We start from the raw sequence: 21,571 nt of genomic DNA on the forward strand, positions 1-21,571 counted from the left end.
GGGCGTCAGGCGATCAGCGTGCGGCCCGGGTTCAGGCGGTCGAGGAGCTGGTCCTGGTGCAGGCCGGCGACGGGGGCGAGCAGGTCGGGGTGGCGCAGCAGGGCGGCGGCGTTCCGGTCGCTGTCGTCGGGGGCGACGAGCCGGCGGAACTCGGCCGGTGCGCCGGTGCTGTGGCTGCCGCCGGCGAGCGCGGCCACCGCCCGGGCCGCCAGCTCCGGGTCGGTGAGCAGACCGGCCGCCCAGCTGGCGACGACCTCGTCCACCCAGGTGCGCCAGGCCTGTGCGTCCACGTCGTCGCCGAGGGCGGCGTCGGCGCCGGTGACCCAGTCGAGCCGCCCGGAGCCGCCGGGGCCGGCCATGCCGAGCAGGGCGGCGTCCATCGCCGTCGGGTACCTGAGCCAGGCCGCGACGGTCACGGCCTGGCGGGCCTGGACCTCGCACAGGGCGGCGGCCAGGGCGCCGCCGGAGGCGGGGAAGGCGCGGGTCAGCCACTGGGCGGTCGCCGCGATGACAGGGGAGAGATCTGCGTGCACTGCCGGGCCGTCCGAAGGAAGGGAGCGGGGATCTGGTCGTAGACGGTAACCGCCGCTTCCCGCCCCCGGACGTGATCGGGACCTCGTCCAGGACGTGGCCTCGGCCACATCGCCCGGCGGGACCGGACGCAGTCCTTGCGTCTCGCCAACGCGCGCCGCGCAGCCGTCTCCGCCGCCGGGCCTCGCCGAGCCGCACCCCGTACAACCGCGCCGCCACCCTCCCTGTCGATCCACACCCGTACAGCCGCGCCGCCACCCTCCCTGTCGATCCGCGCCGCGTGCACCCGTGCCGCCCTGCGCCTTGTCCGGCCGCCGCCCGGTGCAGGCGCGCCGCCGTCGGCCCGTCGGCCCGGTCGGGCCGTCCGCCGTGCACAGCGGCGGCGGCCGTTTCGCCGTACAGGCGCCGGGCACCCGGCCCGCGTGTTCTCCCACGGCCCCGAACCCGCAGGTCCGGCCCGGCGCGCCGGCGTCCGGCCGCCCGTGCGCTCACTGCGTTTCGACGGCTGGATAGCGGGGATCGGGACGGCGTCCGGCGCCCGCGTGGTGCTCGGCCACTGGCCGCGGTCGCCGTTCGGGCCGTTCAGTGACGTGATGGTCGAAGGAGCCGACGGACACCGGCTGCTGCTGGCACCCACGGTCGAGACGGCGGAGTTCGTCGCCGGCACCTACGTCTTCGACGACGTACGGGTCGTACCGGTCGGGGTCCGGGTCACCGATCGCCGGCACTGGACCGTCACCGCCCCGCCGTTCCACCTGGAGTTCAGCACCGGCCGCCGGACCCTGCCGGGCCTGGCGCTGCGGGTGGTCCCGGGGCGTCTCGCCGTCCGCCCGGGCTGGATCGCGTTGTGGGACCGGCCCGCCCGGCTGCTGCTGGGAGCACACACCCACGCCGGTGCCCGGGCCGGACGGCACCAGTGGTACGGCGCCCGGGATCTGCACCCGGTCACCTCGGCCACCGTGACCCGCAAGGGCGAGAGCCTCGGCGCCCTCGCCCCGGTCGAGCCCCCCGTGCGCTTCGGGACCGGTTCGACACCCCGCCCTCCCTGTCTCGTACGGGTCACCACCACGGTGACCGTGGAGCAGGGCCGGAGTACGACAGGAGTCGCGTCATGACGGAACAGCGAGCGGATTCGCCGGGCGCCGAGCGTGCCCCGGCCACCGACATGTCCCTGCTGGGGATCTACCTCAACGACCATCTCGCCGGTGCCACGGCCGGGACGGCGCGGGTGCGCTACCTGCTGCGCTCGTGCGGTGGCTCGGCGCTCGCCGACGCGCTGGCCCCGGTCGCCGACGAGATCGCCGAGGACCGGACGGCGCTGCTCCACCTCATGCGGCGCCTGGAGGTCCCGGTGCGCCGTTACAAGGTCTACGCGGGCCGGGCGGCCGAGCAGGTGGGACGGCTGAAGAGCAACGGCAGCCTGGTGCGGCGCTCCCCGCTGAGCACCCTGTGGGAGCTGGAAGCGCTGGCGCTCGGGGTGGAGGGCAAGCTGGCCGGCTGGGAGACGCTGCGCGATCTGGCCGCCACGGACGAGCGTCTCGACCGACGGCAGCTCGACGAGCTCATCGAACGGGCCCGCCGGCAGCACGTCACGCTGGAGGCGCTGCGTCACCGGCAGGTCGAAGTCGCCTTCCGCGCAGCCTGAGAGACCGGGGTTCGCTCACCAGAACCTGCTGCTGAGGGCGGGCTGATGGGCCAGCTGTACGGCGTCGCGCAGCCGCAGCGCGACGCTGATGGTGGCGCGCAGAGCGGACGGGCGGACGGTCTGGGCGGTCTCGGTGGCGAGGACCAGCAGGCAGGCCGCCGCCTGCTCGACCACCGGGGCCGGCAGGGTGAAGTCGTTGTCGGCGGCCTCGCGGAACGCCTTCAGCGGGATCGCGGCGCCGTCGACGGCCCGCTGCGCGGCCTGCTCCAGATGCTGTGCGGCTTGCTCGCACACGGGGGCCGGCAGGGCGATGGTGCGCTGGAACGGTGTACTCGTCATGACCCGACTGCTCCCCCGGCGATGGCCGGTTCTGTCGCCCGGCGGCGGGATTTCACCGTCCCGCGTGACCGGCGCGTGGCGCATGTCCTGGAGTCGGAACGCCCCATGAGGGCGGGGAAGGAGCTCGTATGACCGTCTGTTCCGATCTCGTGGCCCGGCTCACCGGGCGAGCGGTCAGCGGTGAGAGGCCGCTGTCGGGGGCTCTCACCGAGGTCACCCTCGTCGACGGGCGGGTCCTGGTCGTCAAGCGGTCCGGTGCACCGGGGGCGGCGCGTGCCGAGGCGGCGGGGCTGCGGTGGCTGTCCGCTGCCGGGAGCGTTCGGCTGCCGGAGGTGCACGGGCACGAGGACGGCCTGCTGATCATCGACCGGGTTGCGCAGGGACGGCCGGACCGTGCGGCAGCGGTGCGGTTCGGACGGGACCTCGCCGCGCTGCACGCCGCCGGGGCGCCCGCCTTCGGGGCGGCGCCGCCGGACGGCCCGGTGGACGCTTACATCGGGCTCGCGCCGATGCGCAACGAGCCCGATGCCGACTGGCCCCGCTGGTATGCCGGGCAGCGCGTGCTGCCGTATCTGCGGCGGGCGGTCGACCGGGGCGCGCTCCGGGCCGCGGAGGCGGCCGTCGTGGAGCGTCTGTGCGAGCGATTGCCGGAGCTGGCCGGGCCCGGCGAGCCGCCCGCGCGGCTGCACGGCGACCTGTGGAGCGGCAACGTGCTGTGGGCGGCCGACGGGCACGTCCGGCTGATCGATCCGGCGGCGCACGGCGGGCACCGGGAGACGGACCTGGCGATGCTGCGGCTGTTCGGCTGCCCCCATCTGGAGCGGGTGCTGGACGGCTACCAGGAGGTCGCGCCGCTCGCGGACGGCTGGGCCGAGCGTGTCGGCGTGCACCAGCTGTTTCCGCTGCTGGTGCACGCCGTGCTGTTCGGCCGGGGCTACGCGGAACAGGCCCTCGGCGTGGCCCGCACGGCCCTGAACGGGTGATCCGCGTCAGCGGGTCACGACGTGCCGTTCGTCGGGGACGCAGTGGGTCATGGTGAGGCCCTCGACGTCGCGCGGCTTGTTCTCGCCGAGGTCGGCCAGGCGTTCGCGGTCCTCGTCCGTGAGGTCCTGGCTCGCCAGCGGCTGTAGTCCTGCCACGTCCTCCGGACCGATGCCCAGTCCCTCGCCCACCCGCAGGCCGAGGTCGTTCTCGACCAGCAGGAAGTGCCAGACCATGCGCTCCTGGATCGCCCGGTCGCACTTGGACAGTTGACCGATGAAGTTCTTCACCAGGTCGTCGCGCTCCCACTCCTCCAGCAGCAGATAGCGCTGACCGGCCTGGAGGTAGTCGTTGGTGCGGGGGATGCGCTTTCGGGTGAGCCGGCCCTGGATTTCGGGCCCCTGCTCGTCATGCGTCGGGTAGCGGGCCTCGCGCAGGCCGCCCGTGATGGACGGCTCGTAGTTGACCTGGGGATTCCCTCCCCCGCCGTCCACGTGGTAGGCCATCTGGCCGTCGCGCTGATTGGTGCGCACCTCCGCGTTCCTGGCCTGGTTGACGGGAAGCTGCAGGTAGTTCGGGCCGACCCGGTGACGCTGGGTGTCGCTGTAGGAGAAGGTCCGGCCGACGAGCATCTTGTCGTCGGAGAAGTCCAGGCCGTCGACGAGGACGCCGGTGCCGAAGGAGATCTGCTCGTTCTCGGCGAAGAAGTCCCTCGGCATCCGGTCCAGCACCATCCGGCCCACCGGCCTCGGCGGAAAGTCCTGCTCGGGCCAGGTCTTGGTGTCGTCCAGCGGGTCGAAGTCGAGCTCGGGGTGGTCGTGGTCGTCCATCAGCTGCACGAGGAGCTCCCACTCCGGGTGGTCACCGCGGGCGACGGCCTCGTACAGGTCCTTGGTGGCGTGACCGAGGGTGTCGGCCTGGACGTTGGCGGCGTCCTCCTCGGTCATGCTGCGTACGCCCTGCTTGGGCATCCAGTGGTACTTGACGAGCTTGGTGTCGCCGTCGGCGTTGACCCACTTGTAGGTGTTGACGCCGAAGCCCTGCATGTGGCGGTAGTCGGCGGGGATGCCGCGCGGGCTGAACAGGTTGACCAGCATGTGCATGGCCTCGGGCGTCTGCGACATGAAGTCGAAGATGCGGCCCGGCTGCTGCTCGAAGGTCACCGGGTCGGGCTTGAGGGCGTGGATGACGTCCGGGAACTTGATGGCGTCACGGATGAAGAAGACACCCAGGTTGTTGCCGACCAGGTCCCAGTTGCCGTCCTCGGTGTAGAACTTGACGGCGAAACCACGCGGGTCCCGGGCGGCCTCGGAGGAGTCGCGGCCGCCGATCACCGTGGAGAAGCGGACGGCCACGTCCGTGCGCTTGCCGCGCTCCTGGAACAGCTTGGCCCGGGTGTAGCGGCCGATCGGCTCGTCACCCCAGGTGCCGTAGGCCTCGAAGTGGCCGTATGCGGTGACGCCGCGGGCGTGCACGACGCGTTCGGGGATGCGTTCCCGGTCGAAGTGGCTGATCTTCTCCAGGAACTGGTAGTTCTCCAGCGTGGCGGGGCCGCGGGCGCCGACGGTGCGCTGGTTCTGGTTGTCGTAGACCGGATGGCCCTGGCGGTCGGTGAGTACCTTGCGGTCGTCGCCCGGTGCGGGGCCGGTGCCGGAAACGTCCGTCATATGCGTGGGCTCCTTCGGCTCGTGGCCGGCGGCCGGCCGGGGAGCCGCGAAGGGCCGCCCGGCCGGTCCTGGCGGGGACGGGCCGGGTACCCGGGTGGCGCGGTCACTCACGCGCCACGGACTTCGTCCGGCGGCCTCGGCGGCTCGGGGCGACGGCGCTGAAAAAAAGGGGGGCATGGTGGGCTGTCAGTATCCGCACCGACAGCGGGGACCGCGGGAGGGAGAGGAATGCGGAACGTCTACTGGATCGGGGGCGGCAGCGGCGCGGGCAAGTCCACGATCGCCCGCCGTCTCGCCGACCGGCACAGCTGGCGTGTCTACGCGACCGACGACGTGATGGCGGATCACGCGCGCCGCACCACCGCCGAGGAGGCGCCCTTCCTGCACGCGTTCATGGCCATGGACCTGGACGAGCGGTGGGTCGACCGGTCCCCCGAGACCATGATGGAGACGTTCCCCTGGTTCCGGGGCGAGGCCTTCGGTCCGATCGTCGAGGATGTCGCGCGACTGGCCCGGGACACGCCTGTGGTCGTCGAGGGGTTCCGGCTGCTCCCGCACCTGGTGCTGCCGCTGGTCACCGAGCCCGGACACGCAATCTGGCTGCTGCCCACACCGGAGTTCCGCCGGGCAGTCTTCGCCCGTCGCGCCGCGAGCGGCGGGATGTTCACGCAGCGGACCGGTGATCCCGGGCGGGCGGTCCGCAACCTCGCCGCACGGGACGCCCTGTTCACCGAGCGGCTGGACGAGGAGACCACGCGCCTCGGGCTGCCCGCGCTCACGGTGGACGGCACGATGACGGAGGACGAACTCGCCGAACGGGTCGGTGGGGTCTTCCGGCTCTGACACGGAGAAGGGCCCGGGCCCGCACGGGGTCCGGGCCCTTGGGGGCCGGTGAGCCTCAGCCCCCGTCGAGGCGTGCGCGAAGCAGCCCCTTGCCCAGTTCGGCGCCCTTGCGGCTGTCCGCCTGGGCCTTGCGGAACAGGTCCGCGACCTCGGTGTCCTTGGCGCGCTCGGCGTCCTGGATGTAGCTCTCCAGACGCAGGGCGTTGTTCAGGCACGCCTCGACGTACCAGATGAGGTTGTAGTCCTTGTCCTGCGTACCGGTCACGCCGCCGGTCTCCGATCCACTGCTCATGCGGGCCTCCTTCTCGCGGAGCGGACCTCTTCAGGCGCCGGACGGGTACCCGCTCCCCGGCCGGGCACACAGCCCACGCCATCACGCCGGGTGATCAACCGGTCACGGTTCACGTGGCCACATCGACGCCGCGCCGACAGTCACCTGACAGCCGGAGCGGAGGGAGGGGTCAGACCCGCACACAACAGCAACTCAACCACCTCGTACGGCAATTCAGACAGTTGACCCGGAAGCCCACAGACAGCGGTCACTTTCGGAACGAAGTGGCACTCCACCGTGCGAGACCGGTCGATGACGGTGTGTACTGTGCTGCGGGTGCCTCGCCTGAGCACCTCGGGCCCAGCCCTGCCCGACTCCCTCCTGGAATCGACTCGATGATCGAAGTACCGGACCTGGCCGTCGGCGCCCTCGCTCTCGGCACACTGTCCGCGTTCGCCCTCGGCGGCGGGCTGCTGCGCTCACGACGGCACCTGGCCGCACAGCGCGCGAAGACGGCCGCGCTGCGGGCTCAACTCGACGGCACCACAAGGGCGTTCGCTTCCGAGATCGAGCATTTGGCGGCGCGGCGGGTGCCCGCCGCGGCCCGGCAGGCCGCACATTCCCACGTCAGCGAGCCCGGCCCGCTGAACCCACAGCTGTCCGGTTCACCGCTGGGGAGCGCCCTGGAACGGGTACTGAAGGCGCTGCACGCCGAATTGGCCGCGCAGCGCACCCGGATCGACGCTGCGGCGCAGGCCGGAATGCGCGGGGCCACCCGGGAGATCCAGGCGGCGCTGTACCGGCTGCAGGACGCTCTGCGGGGACTGCAACAGCGCTACGACGACCCCGAGTTGGCACAGATCCTGTTCGAGCTGGACCACGAGAACGAGCAGTCGCTGCGGCGCGCACAGATCGCCGCGGTGGTGTGCGGGGCCTGGGTGGGGCTCGCCCGGGAGGAGTCCCACCTCGTGGATGCGGTGACGGGCGGTCAGGCCCGGCTCGCGGGCTACCGCCGTGTCCGGGTCAACAACCACCTCGCGGCCGGTACGGCCCTGGTGTCCCACGCCGTCGAACCGGTCGCCATCATCGTCGCCGAGCTCCTCGACAACGCGCTGCGGCATTCCGCGCCCGACACGGACGTCGTGGTCCATCTCGAGGCGGTCCACCACGGCGTCTGCGTCACCGTGGACGACGCCGGCCTGGGCATGACGCAGGACGAGCGGGCCCGGGCCCAGCGGATGGTCGCCGGTTCGGATCCGATCCTGCTGACCGAGCTCGGGGATCCGCCGCGCATGGGTCTGGCGGCCGTCGGCCAACTGACGCGGCAGTTCGATCTGAGCGTGGACCTGTCCTCCCCGTCACCGTACGGCGGTGTGCGGGCGGTGGTGCGGGTCGACAGCCATCTGCTGACGCGCATCGACCCGCAGGAGCAGCCCCCGGCGGCCAGTGCGCCACGTTCGACCCGGCGGGAAGCCGTGCGGGCCGCGGCGAGCGGTCCCGGCGCGCCCCGCGGTTCGGCTCAGCCGGAGACCGAGCCACGCAGGGCCGAACCGCTGCCCACCGGCGCAGGCGAAGGCCCAGACGCAAGCACAGACGCAGGCAACGACGCAGGCAACGACCACGGATACGGCACGGAGCAGCACCTGGGCGACGACACCCCGGCGCCCGGCCACCACGGCCCGCGGGACGGCGGCGGCCTCCCCCAGCGGCGGCGCCGAGGTCGTGCCACGCCCGCGGCCGGCACGGCCGCGGGCGAACCCGCACCACCACGCCCTTCCCGGCGTCCCGAGGAGTCCGCCGCCGCCCTCGGCGCCCTCCAGTCCGGGACCGCGGCAGCGCGTACCGCCGCGCGGTCGAACACAGGCGCCGTTCCAGCCGTACCTGAGGGTGCCCCGGCCGCGACCACGGCCGACGCGGCATCCGAGGACACCGACAGCACCGGACACGAAGGGGGAACGGCTCGATGACCAGCCGCGCAGCGGGGGACACGGCATGGGTGCTCGAACCGGTCCTGGAGGTGCCGCACGTCGTGGCCGCCGCCCTGCTCACCCGGGACGGACTCGTCACCGGCTACACCGACGCGCTGTCGCGGCCGTCGGCCGAGCGGGTCGCGGCCATCACCAGCACCGTGCAGGGCGCCTGCCGTACCGCGGCGGCGGCGTTCGCCGACACCGACCGGGCGGAGATCCGGCAGGTCGTCATCGAGTCGGACCACGGCTATGTGCTGATCGTGCCGACGGACCACGGCACCTGCGTCGCCGCGTACGGTGATCCCGAGGTGCGGCTGGACCTGCTCGCCCACCGGGTGCACTCGCAGGTGGCGCGGCTGGGCGAGAAGGCGATGGCCGCCGGGCCCCGGGGAGCCGACGGCGGCACGCCGGCATGACCGGCCGCCGAGGCGGCCGTCCCCTGGTTCCCGCGTACCTGTCGACCGGCGGGGTGGCGCGGCCCAGCCGTGCGCATCTGGAGCGGCTGTCGGTCCTCACCGGCAGCGGTGAGCCGGCCCCCGCCGAACTGCCCGCCGCCCAGGCGGCCCTGCTGGAGGAGCTGGAGTACGGCTCGCTGACGGTGGTGGAGGCCGCGGCCCTGCTGCGGCTGCCGGTCTCCGCGGTGCTGGTCCTGGCCGCCGACCTCCTCGACCGTGACCTGGTGCTGGCCCGTGCGCCGATCCCGCCCGCCCGGCGCTTCGACCCCGACCTGCTGAAGAGAGTGGCCGATGGCCTCCGCGACCTCAAGCACCGTTGAAGCCGAGCCGGGAGGTGCGGGCATCCACCTGCCCGACACCGCCCAGGACTTGGTGAAGATCCTGATCACAGGGCCCTTCGGGGTGGGCAAGACGACCCTGATCCGCTCCGTCTCGGAGATCCGGCCGCTGCACACGGAGGAGCAGCTCTCGGAGGCGTCCGCGCAGGTCGACGATCTCGCCGGGGTACGGGACAAGTCCACCACCACGGTCGCCATCGACTTCGGCCGGATCAGCCTGCCGGGCGGCATCGTGCTGTACCTGTTCGGCACGCCCGGCCAGGAACGCTTCCGGGCCCTGTGGGACGACGTCGCCCATGGGGCGCTCGGCGCGCTCGTGCTGGTCGACGCCCGCCGGATCGACGCCTCGTTCGACGTGCTGGGGCTGCTGGAGGAATCGGGACTGCCCTACGCGGTCGCCTTCAACACCTTCCCGGACGCGCCCCGCCACCACACGCCCGAGCGACTGCGCGCCGCCCTGGACCTGGAGCCGACGACGCCCATGGTGACGTGCGACGCGCGAGAGGCGGACTCCTCGGTCGACGCCCTGCTCGCGCTGGTACAGCACCTGATCGACCACCACCCCCCGGAGCCCCGGTGACCCACCCCTCCCCCGCCGAGCAGGCCTTCTCCCTCGCGGCGCCCGTCCGCCTGTGGGAGGACGGCTTCGCCCGTGATCCCCACGCCTACTACGCCGCCCTGCGCGCCCACGGCCCGGTCGGCTGGGCGGAACTCGCGCCCGGTGTCCCGGCCTACGTCGTCATCGACCGGCGGGCGGCGCTGGACCTGCTGCACGACACGGAGACGTTCTCGCACGACCCCCGGCCGTGGGAAGCGACCGTCCCCGACGATTCGCCGGTGCTCGGCATGATGCGCTGGCGCCCCAACACCCTGTTCGCCGACGGCGGTGCCCACCTGCGCTACCGCACCTCGCTGATCGACGCCTTCGATCTGGTGGAGCCGCACGATCTGCGGGCCCGGGTACACCGGGCGGTGTACCTGCTGGTGAGCCGGATCGGGCCGCGCGGCGAGGCCGACCTGGTGGGCGAGTTCACCCGGCCGCTGATGGCGCTGGTGTTCAACAGCCTGTTCGGCCTGCCGGACAGCGCGAGCGACCGGCTGGACAGCGCCCTGGGCAAGCTGATCGAGGGCGGCGCCCAGGCGGCCGAGGGCGAGGCCGAGTTCGGCGGGTACGTGCTGGAGCTGATCGCCGCCAAGGCCGAGCGGCGGGGCGACGATCTGCCGAGCTGGCTGCTGGACCACCCGGCGGGGCTGACCCCCGAGGAAGTCACCTGGCAGGTGTTCCTCACCCTCGGCGCGGGGCACGAGCCGACGGCCAACCTGGTGTCCAACGCACTGTCCCGGATCCTCGGCAACCCGGCCTACTACTCGACGCTGACCAGCGGCGCCCGGCCGGTGACGGACGCGGTGCTTGAGGTCCTGCACCACGAGACGCCGCTCGCCAACTACGGCATCCACTACGCCCGTACGCCGGTCACCCTGCACGGCGTGTGGATCAGGGCCGCGGTTCCGGTGGTGATCTCCTACGGCGCGCTCGCCCAGGCCGCCGAGCGGGAGCGCGGCGCGGACCGCCACCCGTCGGACGCCTCTCACCTGTCCTGGTCGGCGGGCCCGCACGCCTGTCCGGTCAAGCAGCACACCCTGCTCATCGCCACCGAGGCGATCGAACGGCTCACCCAGTGGCTGCCCGACCTCGAACCCGTCCTGCCCCGTGAGCGCCTGACATGGCGGCCCGGCCCGTTCCACCGCTCGCTGACGGCCCTGCCCGTCCGTTTCAGCCCCCGCTCCCCCGACCAGCCAGGAGGACGACCGTGACCGTGACCGACCGCATCGCTCTGGACCCGTTAGGGGCCGACATCGCCGCCGAGAGCGCCCGGCTGCGTGCCCTCGGCCCGATCGTGCCCGTGGAGCTGCCCGGCGGCATCCCGGCCTGGGCGCCTACGCGCTACGACACGCTGAAGGAACTCATCCTCGATCCTCGGGTCAGCAAGGACCCGCGGCTGCACTGGCGGCTGTGGCCCGAGATCGCCGGAAAACCGTCCTGGGCCTGGATCCTGGGCTGGGTCGGCGTGGTGAACATGCTCTCCACGTACGGAACGGACCACGCCCGGCTGCGCAAACTGGTCGCTCCGAGTTTCACGCACCGTCGGACCGAGGCGATGCGGCCCCGGGTGGAGGCGATCACGGCGGAGCTGCTGGCCGCGCTGGAGGCCGCCGACGGCGAGGTCGTGGACGTCAAGGAGGGATTCGCCCATCCGCTGCCGATGCGGATGATCTGCGAACTCATGGGTGTGCCGGACGAGTTGCGGGAGGACACCGGCCGGCTCATCGCGGCCATCATGGACACCTCCGATCCGAGCCCGGAGCACGCGGCTTCGGTGCAGCGGCAGATCGGGACGGTGCTGCCGGCCCTGATAGCCCACCGGGCTGCGCACCCCGGGGACGACATGACGTCCGAGCTGATCAGGGTCCACGACGAGGACGGCGACCGGCTGAGCGACGAAGAGCTGCTGTACACGCTGCTGCTGGTGATCGGCGCCGGTTTCGAGACCACCGTGAACCTCATCGGCAACGCGGTGGTCGCACTGCTCCGCCGTCCCGAGCAGCTGGCGGCCGTCCGGTCCGGGGAGATCGGCTGGGACGCCGTCGTCGACGAGACGCTGCGCGCCCACCCGTCGATCGCGTCGCTGCCGCTGCGCTTCGCCGTCACGGATCTCGCCGTCGGCGAGGTCATGATCCCGGCCGGCGACGCCATCATCACGACGTACGCCGCCGCGGGGCTCGACCCCGAGCACTACGGCCCGGAGGCCGACCGCTTCGACGCCACCCGCGGCGCGGACGACCATCTGGCGTTCGGGATCGGCGTCCACCGCTGCATCGGGGCGCCGCTGGCCCGGCTGGAAGCCCTCACCGCGCTGCCGGCGCTGTTCGACCGGTTCCCCGGCCTGCGCCTGGCCACCGGCGACGACGGGCTGCGGCAGGTGCCGTCGTTCATCGCGTTCGGCTGGCAGGAGATCCCGGTGCGGCTGCGGGGCTGACGCCCCCCGGCGGGGGTGCCGGCACGCGGGAGCGCGACCGGTCCCCCGTTCCGGTCGAGCCCCCGCGGTGAGTTGAACTTACGTCCCTGTCCGAGGCCTTGTGAACCGTGTCGATGCCCGCTGCACGCTCAGCGGGGCTCACCCGTGCACAGCTGAGTCCGGATGGCCCGGTTTCGTCCCGCCCGGATCCGGCCAACCGGTTGCCCCGGAGGCAAAGAGGCTCACGCCGGGCTCCGCAGGACCGGCAGATCGAGGTCGCCCACGGTCAGGTGCGCCAGGACGACCTCGTACAGATCGGTGCCCGCGGCGAGCAGTTGGCGTTCCAGGACGGGTTCGGCGCTGCGGACGTGCTCGCGCACGGTCTGGGCATGCACCCCCAGGGCCTGGGCGGCCCGTTCGGCGTTGCCGCCGACGGCGATCCAGGTGCGCAGCGTCCGGCGCGGATTGCGGGCATCGGCGTCGAGCCGCCCCAGGAGGTCCTGCCCCCACGTACGTACGGCGGGGCCGGACAGCAGGTCGGCGAGGCGCAGATCCCGCTCCTCGGTGCCATCGGCCGGCACATCGGGCAATCCGATCCGGGTGTTGAGCGCCAGGTGGACGACGGCCCGGGCCGTGAGGTCGGCGAAGTCGGTGCCGAGCAGGGCCTCGACGCGTTCCATGCGGGCGCGGACGGTGTTGCGGCTGACGCCGAGGACCTTGGCGGCGTTGACGGCGGTGAACTCCAGGCCGAGCCGGGTGGTGGCGAGAAGTTCGGCGCGGGTGTGGTGCGGCAGGGCATCGAGGGGGCGCAGCACGCGGGACGTCCAGCCGCGTAGCGCCACCGGGTCCATCAGGCGTTCGGGGTGGGTGCGCTCGGCGTAGACGGCGGTCTTGTCGGGCCGGAAGTGGGCGACGGCCAGGGCACTGACGGCCTGCCCGTAGGCGGTGGCGGTCTGGGCGAGGCTCTGGCGGACGCTGCCGCCGAGGAAGAGGTCAGGGTGGCGTCCGACGAGGGACCGCAGGGCGTCGCCCGTGGTCTCCCTGGGGCCGACCACGATCACATGCCCGTCCATGGCCGGGCAGCGCACGACCAGGGCGTCCTCCCGGGTGCGGTCCAGGCACTCCTCGGCGACGCGGTCGCGCACGTCGGGAGCGGATTCGACGACGTACACGCACGCCGTCTCGGCGTCGAGCAGGCCGGGCCAGAGACCGGCGGCGACGCGGCGGGCGGCGATGGTGTCCTCGACCATCAGCAGTTGCAGGATCGCCAGGCGCAGATCGGAGGTGGCCCGGCGCAGCCGGTGCCCGGCCGCGGTCGACTCGCTCGCCGTCAGCAGCAACTCGATCACCTGGGCGGTGTGCGTGACGACACCGGAGGCCCGCCGGTCGAAGGGGTCCTGCCGGGAGACGGCCAGGACGCACGCGTGGGACGGGTGCTCCACCCTGACCAGGCGCAGGTGGCGCTCCCGGCTCTCCCAGGCCGCGGAGGCGATCCGGCCGGTGGTGATGTCCGCGACCAGGTCCTCTTCCAGCGGGAGCCGGTTTCCGGCGATGAGGTTCCCGGCGGCGTCCTGCAGGGCCACGGTCGCGCCCAGGGTGGCGGCGAGCCAGGCGACGACTCTGCGGACGTCGCGCCCGGCCGGACGCAGATGCTCGAGCAGTTCCTCCGCCCACGCCGGGCCTGTACCGGCCTGCGTCTCCCGCTGCCGGTTCCCGTCCTCTCGGCCAGCCACCTGGGCCTTCCCCTCGCTCCTCGCGCCGCCTCCGGCACACCGGTCGGGGACGTTACCTCACGTCCGCGGGGCGATCCCCCCGGCCCGGACGCCGGACGGCAGGGGCCGCTGTCCCGGGCGCCGCCCCCTCCTGCGCCGCCGACCCGCGCCGGCGGCATAAGCTCGGCGGATGGCGAAGTACTACGACGTGCACCCCGACAACCCGCAGGCCCGCACCATCGGCCAGATCGCCGACAGCATCCGTGCCGACGCTCTTGTCGCCTACCCCACGGACTCCTGCTACGCACTGGGCTGCCGTATCGGCAGCCGTGACGGCATCGACCGGATCCGCACGATCCGCAAGCTGGACGACCGGCACCACTTCACCCTCGTGTGCCAGGACTTCGCCCAGCTCGGCCAGTTCGTGCGGATCGACAACGACGTGTTCCGTGCCATCAAGGCGTCGACGCCCGGCAGCTACACGTTCATCCTGCCCGCGACGAAGGAGGTGCCGCGCGTGCTGCAGCACCCCAAGAAGAAGACGGTCGGGGTGCGCATCCCCGACCACGTCGTCACCCAGGCCCTGCTGGCCGAACTCGGTGAGCCGCTGCTGTCCAGCACCCTGCTGCTGCCCGGCGAGGAGGAGCCGATGACGCAGGGGTGGGAGATCAAGGACCTGCTCGATCACGTGCTGGACGGGGTGGTCGACTCCGGCGACTGCGGGACCGAGCCGACGACGGTCGTCGACTTCTCCGGCGGGGAGGCCGAGATCGTGCGGCACGGCGCGGGCGACCCCTCACGGTTCGAGTAAAGCGCGCGCCAAGGGCCGTTCACGGTTCAACCGTGTGCCGGGGGTGGGCGAATTGCCCCGGGACGGGCGTGTCACGATGACCATGATCCGCCCGGTCACGCGGACGGGTTGCAGGTCCCCACCCCCGCAGAGAGGCAGCCCCGCCATGACCGCCGTACAGGGAACCGCCGTCGACATCCGCACCGAGGACGGCACCGCCGACGCGTATCTGGCCCACCCCGCAGACGGGGCCGCCCACCCGGCTGTCCTGGTGTTCATGGACGCCTTCGGCCTGCGTCCGCAGCTGCGCTCCATGGCGGACCGGCTGGCCGCCGAGGGCTACACGGTGCTGGTGCCGAACGTGTTCTACCGGCACGGTCGCGCGCCCCTGTTCGACCTTCCCGAGTTCATCGACCCGGGGGCGCGTCCGGAGATATTCGAGCGCATCGTTCCCGTCATGCAGGACCTGACGAACGAGCGGGCGATGCGGGACGCGGGTGCGTATCTGCACTGGCTGGCCGAGTCGCCCGCGGTGGCCGACGGCCCGGTCGCGCTGACCGGCTACTGCATGGGTGCCCGCCTCTCGCTGCTCACCGCGGGCACCCACCCGGACCGGGTCGCGGCGGCCGCCGGCTTCCACGGCGGACGACTGGCCACGGACACCCCGGACAGCCCCCACCTGGTGGCCGGCAAGGTCACCGCCGAGCTGTACTTCGGCCACGCCGACCAGGACCACTCCCTGCCCGAGGAGCAGATCGAGCGCCTGGAGGAGGCCCTGACGGCGGCGGGCGTGCGCCACCGGTGCGAGGTGTACACCGGCGCGCCGCACGGCTTCACGCAGGCCGACACCGCGTCGTACCACCGGGAGGGCGACGAGCGTCACTGGACGGCGCTTCTCGAGCTGCTGAAGCGCACATTCTGACCGCAATCGACTCCCTGGTGACACGAGTTGACGACCTACCGACGGTAAGGGCTTGCACTCCCGTGATCCCTGCGCGTAGACCTTGCTGATTATCAGTCAGCATCGGGGGGATTGGCGCATGGACGGCACGGTCGACGGGTTCCGCTACGGTGCGGTGACCCCGGTGGCGGCCTATCTGATGGCCTGTCTGGGAGGGGCGCTCGGCCTGCGGTGCATCGTGCGCTCGCTGCTCGGCGCGCAGTCGTGGAAGACGGGCTGGCTCGCGTTAGGCGCCGCCTCCATCGGATGCGGCATCTGGACGATGCACTTCATCGCCATGATCGGCTTCCATGTGGAGGAGACCCGGGTCCGGTACGACGCGGCCACGACGGTGCTCAGTCTCGTCGTGGCCGTCGCGGTGGTGGGCGTCGGCGTGTTCATCGTCGGCCATCGCGGCGCAAGCGCTGTCACGCTGGCGGTCGCGGGGGCGATCACCGGACTGGGCGTGGCGGGCATGCACTACCTCGGCATGGCGGCGATGCGGCTGAACGGCGACGTCGGCTACGACCCGGTCGGCGTCGCGCTGTCCGTGCTGATCGCCGTAGGGGCCGCGACCGCCGCGCTGTGGTCGGCCGTCACCCTTCGCGGATTCCTCATGAGTCTCGGGGCGAGCCTGGTGATGGGCGTGGCGGTGTCCGGGATGCACTACACGGGCATGGCCGCCATCAGCGTCCATGTGCACGACACGACCGGCGGGACGTGGGCGGGCGAGTCGCCCACGTCCCTGCTGCTGCCGATGCTGCTGGGGCCGGTGGTCTTCCTGCTGCTGGCCGGGGTGGTGGTGATGTTCGACCCGCTGCTGGTGCTCGGCGAGCGGGCCCCCGCACCCCGGCCGGACGCGCCGGCCGCAGGCTCCGCGGCGCCTCGCCGGACGTCTCGGCGCACCACGGCCTCCTCCTCGTCCGCGCGCGAGCGGTGAGCGGCCCACCGCCGGTCGCTGCACGATCGATTGTTACGGTGCACCCGTGTCCGACTCCTCACGCGATACCGCCGAAGGCGCCGGCTGGGGCACCGGCGAACGAGGCGCGTACCGGCGGTTGATGCCGTCGAAGGCCGAGAAGATCTCCTGGCTGGACCCGACGATGCTGTGGGTCGCCCGCAACGGCGTGCTGGCCTCCTGGTTCGGTGACCCCACCGGCCGGACGCGCAGCCGGTGGGTGGCACAGCGGGCGGCCTCCGGCGCACCCTCCGACAAGGTGATCCGGCGGGACGACCCTGACCGGTTCTCCTTCCTGGTCATCGGTGACACCGGCGAGGGCGACGACCCCCAGTACGCCGTCGTGCCGGGCTTCCTGAGGACCGGTCAGGACACCCGGTTCGCGGTGCTGGCCAGCGATGTGATCTACCCGGTGGGCAGCGCGGACGACTACGGCACCAAATTCTTCCGCCCCTACCGGGACTACCGGGCGCCGATCTACGCGATACCCGGCAACCACGACTGGTACGAGGACCTCGGCGGTTTCATGCGCGTCTTCTGTGACGACGCCCCGCCCCTGCCGCCGGAACCCCGGCCGCGCCCGCTCACCCGGGCCTGGCTGCGGTCGCTGCTGTGGCACCGGCCACGTCCGGACGCGGGACAACGCCTCGCCGAGGCACGCACCTTGCGCGACGCCCCCGAACAGCGGGCCGTCCAGCCGGGCCCGTACTGGGCGATCGACGCCGGCCCGCTGCGGATCGTCGGCATCGACACCGGCCTGCTCGGCACCCTCGACGCCGAGCAGGGCGCGTGGCTGCGCGAGGTGTCCCGGGGGCCCCGCCCGAAGATCCTGGTCACCGGTTCGCCCCTGTACGTGGACGGCCGGCGCGAGCCCTGCGCCATCGAAGGCGGCGGCACCGTCGACGACATCGTCCGCGCCCCGGAGCACCACTACGTGGCGGCGGTCGGCGGCGACATCCACAACTACCAGCGCTACCCGGTCCGGCTGGACGACGGGCGCACGCTCCAGTACGTCGTCGCGGGCGGGGGCGGCGCGTTCATGCACGCCACCCACACGATCCCCCGCGTCGACGTAGCGGGCGTCACCGAGCGGGACTTCCGCTGCTACCCGCTGCGCGGCGACTCCCTGGCCTTCTACAGCCGCCTCTACGGCCGCAGGCTGCGGATGCGCCGCTTCTTCACCCTCACCGAGGCCGAGGCGACGGCGGTGATCGCCGAGCGGCTCGGGATCAGGCCCACCCGCGCCCCGGCCGCCTCGACCCGCGTCACCCGGCGCGTCCGCCTGGTCGCCGGGCTGCTCGGCACCGGCCGCCGCCCCGACCGGGCCAAGCGGATCCGGCTGCCCGTGCGGAAGATCTACACGTCGCTGTTCTCACCGGGCTCGGCGACGTACGACCCGCCGTTCTTCAAGTGCTTCCTGCGCCTGGACGTCTCCCCGGAAGCGGTCCGGCTGCGCTGCTTCGCGGCGACCGGCAACCGTGCCCAGGAGATCGACCCGCCGGTCGAGGACGAGGTGACGATCCCGCTGTGCTGACCGGACGGGCGGGCCGACCAGGCTGACCGGAGGGCCGGGCTGACGGGGAACAGTGGAAGCCGGCGCGGGGTTGGCACCGACATAGGCCATTGAAGGTTCAATGATGGAGGGCTCGTGCCACCCACCCCACGACCGCTGCGCAAGCTGGGTTTCCTGACCATCGGGCTGTTCGACCCGGCGGACCCGCGCCCGGGCCACGAGTCCACCCTGGAGATCATCGAGCTGGGCGAGCGGCTCGGCTTCGACAGCGCGTGGGTGCGGCACCGGCATCTGCAGCACGGCATCTCCTCCCCCGTCGCCGTCCTGTCGGCGGCGTCCCAGCGCACACGACGTATCGAACTGGGCACGGCGGTGATCCCCCTCGGGTGGGAGAACCCGCTGCGGCTGGCCGAGGACCTGGCCACCGTCGACCTGCTGTCGGGCGGACGCCTCAACCCGGGCGTGAGCGTGGGCCCGCCCCTGCACTTCGACCAGGTCAAGGGCGCGCTCTACCCGGACACGGCCGACACCGAGGACTTCGGTTACGGCAGGGTAGAGCGGCTGCTGGACTTCGTGCGGGGCAAGCCGGCGACGGACTTCAGCGGCGTCGAGGGCTTCGAGGTGTTCTCCGACCGGGTGGAGCCGCACTCCCCCGGCCTGGGCCGCCGCCTCTGGTACGGCGGGGGCAGCCTGCGGTCGGCCCGATGGGCCGGCGAGCACGGCATGAACCTCCTCTCCAGCAGCGTCGTGAAAGCCGAGGAACCCGAGGGGCCCTACGACTTCGCGGAGATCCAGCTCGCACAGATCCGCGCCTTCCGGGCCGCCCATCCCGACGGCGAAGACGCCCGCGTCTCGCAGGGCCTGGTCGTCATCCCCACGGACTCCGCCTCGCCCGCCCAGCGTGCCCGGTACGAGGAGTACGCCGCCCGGCGCACTCCCCGCACGGCGACGCCGCAGGGTCCGGCGCGGCTGCTGTTCGCGCCGGATCTGGTGGGCACCTCGGCCGAGATCGCCGAACGGCTGCACGCGCACGCCGCGTTCCGGGAGGTGGACGAGGTGGCGTTCGCCCTGCCGTTCTCCTTCGAGCACGAGGACTACGTGCAGATCCTCACCGACACGGCGACGAAACTGGGCCCGGCCCTGGGATGGCACCCGAGCGTCTAGGGCTGTCGGTGCCGTCCTCGGCGAAGTGGCTGGGTGGCTTCCAAGCCGGCTCGGAAACCGGCAAGCCGAGGGGAGCACGGCTTGGGCGCTGAGTGCGCCCCGGCGGCGCCCACCCGGGCCATCGCCGGACCCGTCCTTGGCAGGTGCCGCGAGCATCTGCCGGAGGCGCACGTCAAATCGTTCATGCGGACCTTCGCGCGCCGGGGCCGCAGCCTCGGCCGGCGCCGACGCCGGCCGAACAAGAGCCGGCGCACCACCCGACAGATTCGGCCTTTGCATATTATCCGAGCTTCGCAAAGGCCCTTGCCTTGATCTCACGCCCTGGAGCTAGCTGGTGATGCGTCCGCTTCCCGGCCCGGGTTCCCGATGAGCCCGGCGCCGACCGGCAGCACCGGGGCCGGTCCCCGGAGCCGTCGGTCAGGGAGGCGGTCGGCGAACCTGCACGTGAGGAGTGGTCATGAAGAAGGCTTACGAGGCACCGACGCTCGTCCGGCTCGGTACGTTCCGGAAGGAGACGGGGCTCCTTCAGCGCTCCGGTCGCGACCGGCTGATCCTGAGCAAGAACTGACGACCGACGGTCCTTGACCCGACGTCATGACTGAACTGCACGAAAGTGCGGGGACGGGCCCCGGCGACGCGCACTTCGCGGTCTTCCCGGACCGCGCGGACGCGGCCGCCGTGGCCCGCTCCTTCGCCCGCCCCGGAAGCCGGACCCTCGCGCACGCGTCGGGCCGGCCCTGGCTGGTCGGCCACTGGCACGACGACGACATCGTCACGGCGAGCGTCGGCAGCGCCTCCCTCGCCGTCGTCGGCTGCTGCCCGGTCGACGCCGACGAACTGCGGCGCGGCGCCGCACGGTTGCGTGATCTGGCGGAGCTCGACGCGCCGGCCCGGTCCCTCCCCGGCAGTTTCCACCTCGTCGGCACCCTCGACGGCCGGATCAGGGTGCAGGGCACGGCCTCCGGACTGCGGCTCGTCTTCCACGCGGAGATCGACGGGGTACGCGTCGCAGCGACCCGCGCCGACACGCTGGCCGCCGTCCTGGGCGCGGAGCCCGACGTGGCGGAACTGGCCGTACGCCTGCTGTGGCCCGCCCCGTACCCACTGTTCGAGACATCGATGTGGCGGGCGGTCACCGCCGTTCCGCCACAGGACGCCGTGCTCGTCGCCGCGGACGGGCGCAGCGCACGGCACACCGGGTGGTGGACACCGCCGGAGCCGGTCCGGCCGCTCGCCGACGCGGCTCCCCTGATCCGGACGGCACTGGAGGAGGCCGTCGGCGCGCGCACCCGGCAGGGCGGCGTGGTGAGCTGCGATCTGTCCGGGGGCCTGGACTCGACCTCCGTCTGCTTCCTGGCCGACCGCTCCCCCGCCCACGTGGTGGCCAGTACGTGGCCCGGGCGGGATCCGGCGGACACCGACCTGATCTGGGCCGAGCGGGCGATGGGGTACCTGCCGGACGTCGAGCACGTGATCTGGGACGCCGACGCCTCGCCCCTGGTCTACGAGGACCTGCTCGGCATCGACGACCTCCTGGACGAACCCACCATCGGCGTCATGGACCGTTCCCGGGTGCTGCACCACCTGCCCGGCCTCGCCGCACGCGGCAGCCGGCTGCATCTGACCGGCATCGGCGGCGACCATGTGGCGTGGTGCTCCGAGGCGTACTACCACCGGCTGCTGCGCACCCACCCGCTGTTCACCCTGCGCCGGTTGCGCGGATTCCGGGCGCTGTGGCGATGGCCGCTCGGCGGCACCCTCCGCGCTCTCGCCGACTCCCGGCCGTACCGGAGGTGGCTCGCCGATGCCGCCGGTGACCTGCGCGGCCCGTTGCCCCCGTCCGTGGCGACGGGTCTCGGCTGGGGCATGACCCCGCGCCTGTTCGACTGGGTGACTCCCGAGGCCGAGCGGATGGCGCGCCGGGCCCTGCTCGACGCGGCGGCGACGACCTCTCCGCTGCATCCGGACCGCGGGCTCCACACCGACCTGGAGCAGATCCGCTCGTGCACCCGCGTCATCCGGCAGTGGGACCGGATGGCGGCCCGTGCGGGCCTGCCGATGGGCTCTCCCTTCCTGGACGACCGTGTCATCGAGGCGTTTCTTTCCGTACGTCCCGGCGAGCGCGTGACGCCCTGGCGGTACAAGCCCGTCCTGAGCGCCGCGATGCGCGGGATCGTGCCGGAGGAATGCCTGCGACGCAGCAACAAGGCCACGGGCTCCATGGACGACTCCAACGGACTGCGCGAACACCGGGCCGATCTGCTGGCCCTGTGGGAGGACTCACGGCTTGCGGAACTGGGCCTGGTGGACGGCGCGGAGCTGCGCCGCCTGGCCCGGCGGCCCGCCTCCCCGGGGCTCTCCGACGCCATCCTCTACTCCACGATCGCCGCGGAGGTGTGGCTGCGCGGGCTCACCCGTGTCCCGCAACCCTGACCTC

At 72.8% G+C, this 21,571-nt stretch carries 22 protein-coding genes; 17 read left to right on the forward strand and 5 right to left on the reverse strand.

The window, feature by feature from the left end:
- Positions 1–5: 5 nt before the first annotated feature.
- Positions 6–533, reverse strand: coding sequence for a hypothetical protein (locus tag ABTX60_RS30485; RefSeq protein ID WP_352100229.1), 528 nt, complete (start codon positions 531–533; stop codon positions 6–8).
- 420 nt (positions 534–953) lie between these two features.
- On the opposite strand from ABTX60_RS30485, the gene ABTX60_RS30490 reads away from it, so the two are divergent.
- The gene (locus ABTX60_RS30490) at positions 954–1,646 is read left to right on the forward strand and encodes a hypothetical protein (RefSeq protein WP_502992429.1); all 693 of its coding nucleotides are present in this window, start codon (positions 954–956) and stop codon (positions 1,644–1,646) included.
- On the forward strand, positions 1,643–2,176 hold the full coding sequence (locus ABTX60_RS30495) for a hypothetical protein (RefSeq protein ID WP_352100230.1): 534 nt from the start codon (positions 1,643–1,645) through the stop codon (positions 2,174–2,176). Before ABTX60_RS30490 ends, ABTX60_RS30495 begins: the two co-directional genes overlap by 4 nt.
- Before the next feature lie 15 nt (positions 2,177–2,191).
- Here the strand turns inward: ABTX60_RS30495 and ABTX60_RS30500 are convergent, their stop codons facing one another.
- The gene (locus ABTX60_RS30500) at positions 2,192–2,515 is read right to left on the reverse strand and encodes a hypothetical protein (protein ID WP_352100231.1); all 324 of its coding nucleotides are present in this window, start codon (positions 2,513–2,515) and stop codon (positions 2,192–2,194) included.
- A 128-nt stretch (positions 2,516–2,643) separates the two neighbouring features.
- Here ABTX60_RS30500 and ABTX60_RS30505 point away from each other — a divergent pair, with 128 nt between their 5' ends.
- On the forward strand, positions 2,644–3,498 hold the full coding sequence (locus ABTX60_RS30505; protein WP_352100232.1) for a fructosamine kinase family protein: 855 nt from the start codon (positions 2,644–2,646) through the stop codon (positions 3,496–3,498).
- A gap of 6 nt (positions 3,499–3,504) precedes the next feature.
- Here the strand turns inward: ABTX60_RS30505 and ABTX60_RS30510 are convergent, their stop codons facing one another.
- A complete protein-coding gene (locus tag ABTX60_RS30510) occupies positions 3,505–5,163 on the reverse strand; it encodes a catalase (protein ID WP_352100233.1) in 1,659 nt (552 codons plus the stop codon).
- A 228-nt stretch (positions 5,164–5,391) separates the two neighbouring features.
- Here ABTX60_RS30510 and ABTX60_RS30515 point away from each other — a divergent pair, with 228 nt between their 5' ends.
- Entirely contained in the window at positions 5,392–6,006 is a 615-nt protein-coding gene (locus ABTX60_RS30515; protein ID WP_352100234.1) for a hypothetical protein, read from the forward strand.
- Between the two features lie 55 nt (positions 6,007–6,061).
- Here the strand turns inward: ABTX60_RS30515 and ABTX60_RS30520 are convergent, their stop codons facing one another.
- On the reverse strand, positions 6,062–6,298 hold the full coding sequence (locus ABTX60_RS30520; protein WP_031139576.1) for a hypothetical protein: 237 nt from the start codon (positions 6,296–6,298) through the stop codon (positions 6,062–6,064).
- 374 nt (positions 6,299–6,672) lie between these two features.
- Here ABTX60_RS30520 and ABTX60_RS30525 point away from each other — a divergent pair, with 374 nt between their 5' ends.
- The 6 genes from ABTX60_RS30525 to ABTX60_RS30550 are packed head-to-tail and all read left to right on the forward strand — an operon-like array spanning position 6,673 to position 12,078.
- Complete coding sequence (locus ABTX60_RS30525) at positions 6,673–8,244, forward strand: ATP-binding protein (protein ID WP_352100235.1); 1,572 nt, start codon at positions 6,673–6,675, stop codon at positions 8,242–8,244.
- Complete coding sequence (locus ABTX60_RS30530) at positions 8,241–8,663, forward strand: roadblock/LC7 domain-containing protein (RefSeq protein ID WP_352100236.1); 423 nt, start codon at positions 8,241–8,243, stop codon at positions 8,661–8,663. The genes ABTX60_RS30525 and ABTX60_RS30530 overlap by 4 nt, the downstream gene beginning before the upstream one ends.
- On the forward strand, positions 8,660–9,022 hold the full coding sequence (locus ABTX60_RS30535; protein ID WP_184565291.1) for a DUF742 domain-containing protein: 363 nt from the start codon (positions 8,660–8,662) through the stop codon (positions 9,020–9,022). The genes ABTX60_RS30530 and ABTX60_RS30535 overlap by 4 nt, the downstream gene beginning before the upstream one ends.
- On the forward strand, positions 8,994–9,620 hold the full coding sequence (locus ABTX60_RS30540; RefSeq protein ID WP_352100237.1) for a GTP-binding protein: 627 nt from the start codon (positions 8,994–8,996) through the stop codon (positions 9,618–9,620). Before ABTX60_RS30535 ends, ABTX60_RS30540 begins: the two co-directional genes overlap by 29 nt.
- The gene (locus tag ABTX60_RS30545; protein ID WP_352100238.1) at positions 9,617–10,855 is read left to right on the forward strand and encodes a cytochrome P450 family protein; all 1,239 of its coding nucleotides are present in this window, start codon (positions 9,617–9,619) and stop codon (positions 10,853–10,855) included. The genes ABTX60_RS30540 and ABTX60_RS30545 overlap by 4 nt, the downstream gene beginning before the upstream one ends.
- Positions 10,852–12,078 carry a cytochrome P450 family protein gene (locus tag ABTX60_RS30550; RefSeq protein WP_352100239.1) on the forward strand — a complete coding sequence of 409 codons (1,227 nt, stop codon included), beginning with the start codon at positions 10,852–10,854 and terminating at the stop codon, positions 12,076–12,078. The genes ABTX60_RS30545 and ABTX60_RS30550 overlap by 4 nt, the downstream gene beginning before the upstream one ends.
- A 221-nt stretch (positions 12,079–12,299) precedes the next feature.
- Here ABTX60_RS30550 and ABTX60_RS30555 read toward each other — a convergent pair whose 3' ends face one another.
- Complete coding sequence (locus tag ABTX60_RS30555) at positions 12,300–13,790, reverse strand: helix-turn-helix domain-containing protein (RefSeq protein ID WP_352100240.1); 1,491 nt, start codon at positions 13,788–13,790, stop codon at positions 12,300–12,302.
- Between the two features lie 169 nt (positions 13,791–13,959).
- Here ABTX60_RS30555 and ABTX60_RS30560 point away from each other — a divergent pair, with 169 nt between their 5' ends.
- From ABTX60_RS30560 to ABTX60_RS30590, 7 genes are all read left to right on the forward strand, one after another.
- Positions 13,960–14,580 carry an L-threonylcarbamoyladenylate synthase gene (locus ABTX60_RS30560; protein ID WP_053672481.1) on the forward strand — a complete coding sequence of 207 codons (621 nt, stop codon included), beginning with the start codon at positions 13,960–13,962 and terminating at the stop codon, positions 14,578–14,580.
- 145 nt (positions 14,581–14,725) lie between these two features.
- A complete protein-coding gene (locus ABTX60_RS30565) occupies positions 14,726–15,481 on the forward strand; it encodes a dienelactone hydrolase family protein (RefSeq protein ID WP_352100241.1) in 756 nt (251 codons plus the stop codon).
- 118 nt (positions 15,482–15,599) lie between these two features.
- Positions 15,600–16,439: an MHYT domain-containing protein gene (locus ABTX60_RS30570; RefSeq protein WP_352100242.1), complete on the forward strand. Its 840-nt coding sequence runs from the start codon at positions 15,600–15,602 to the stop codon at positions 16,437–16,439.
- 46 nt (positions 16,440–16,485) lie between these two features.
- Entirely contained in the window at positions 16,486–17,991 is a 1,506-nt protein-coding gene (locus tag ABTX60_RS30575) for a metallophosphoesterase family protein (RefSeq protein ID WP_352100243.1), read from the forward strand.
- Positions 17,992–18,105: 114 nt separating this feature from the next.
- Complete coding sequence (locus ABTX60_RS30580; RefSeq protein ID WP_352100244.1) at positions 18,106–19,134, forward strand: LLM class flavin-dependent oxidoreductase; 1,029 nt, start codon at positions 18,106–18,108, stop codon at positions 19,132–19,134.
- Between the two features lie 457 nt (positions 19,135–19,591).
- Entirely contained in the window at positions 19,592–19,702 is a 111-nt protein-coding gene (locus tag ABTX60_RS30585; RefSeq protein ID WP_107092374.1) for a keywimysin-related RiPP, read from the forward strand.
- A 26-nt stretch (positions 19,703–19,728) separates the two neighbouring features.
- Entirely contained in the window at positions 19,729–21,567 is a 1,839-nt protein-coding gene (locus tag ABTX60_RS30590; protein ID WP_352100245.1) for a lasso peptide isopeptide bond-forming cyclase, read from the forward strand.
- Positions 21,568–21,571 lie beyond the last annotated feature (4 nt).

The organism is Streptomyces sp. NPDC126510 (assembly GCF_040302345.1).
Lineage (GTDB): Bacteria > Actinomycetota > Actinomycetes > Streptomycetales > Streptomycetaceae > Streptomyces.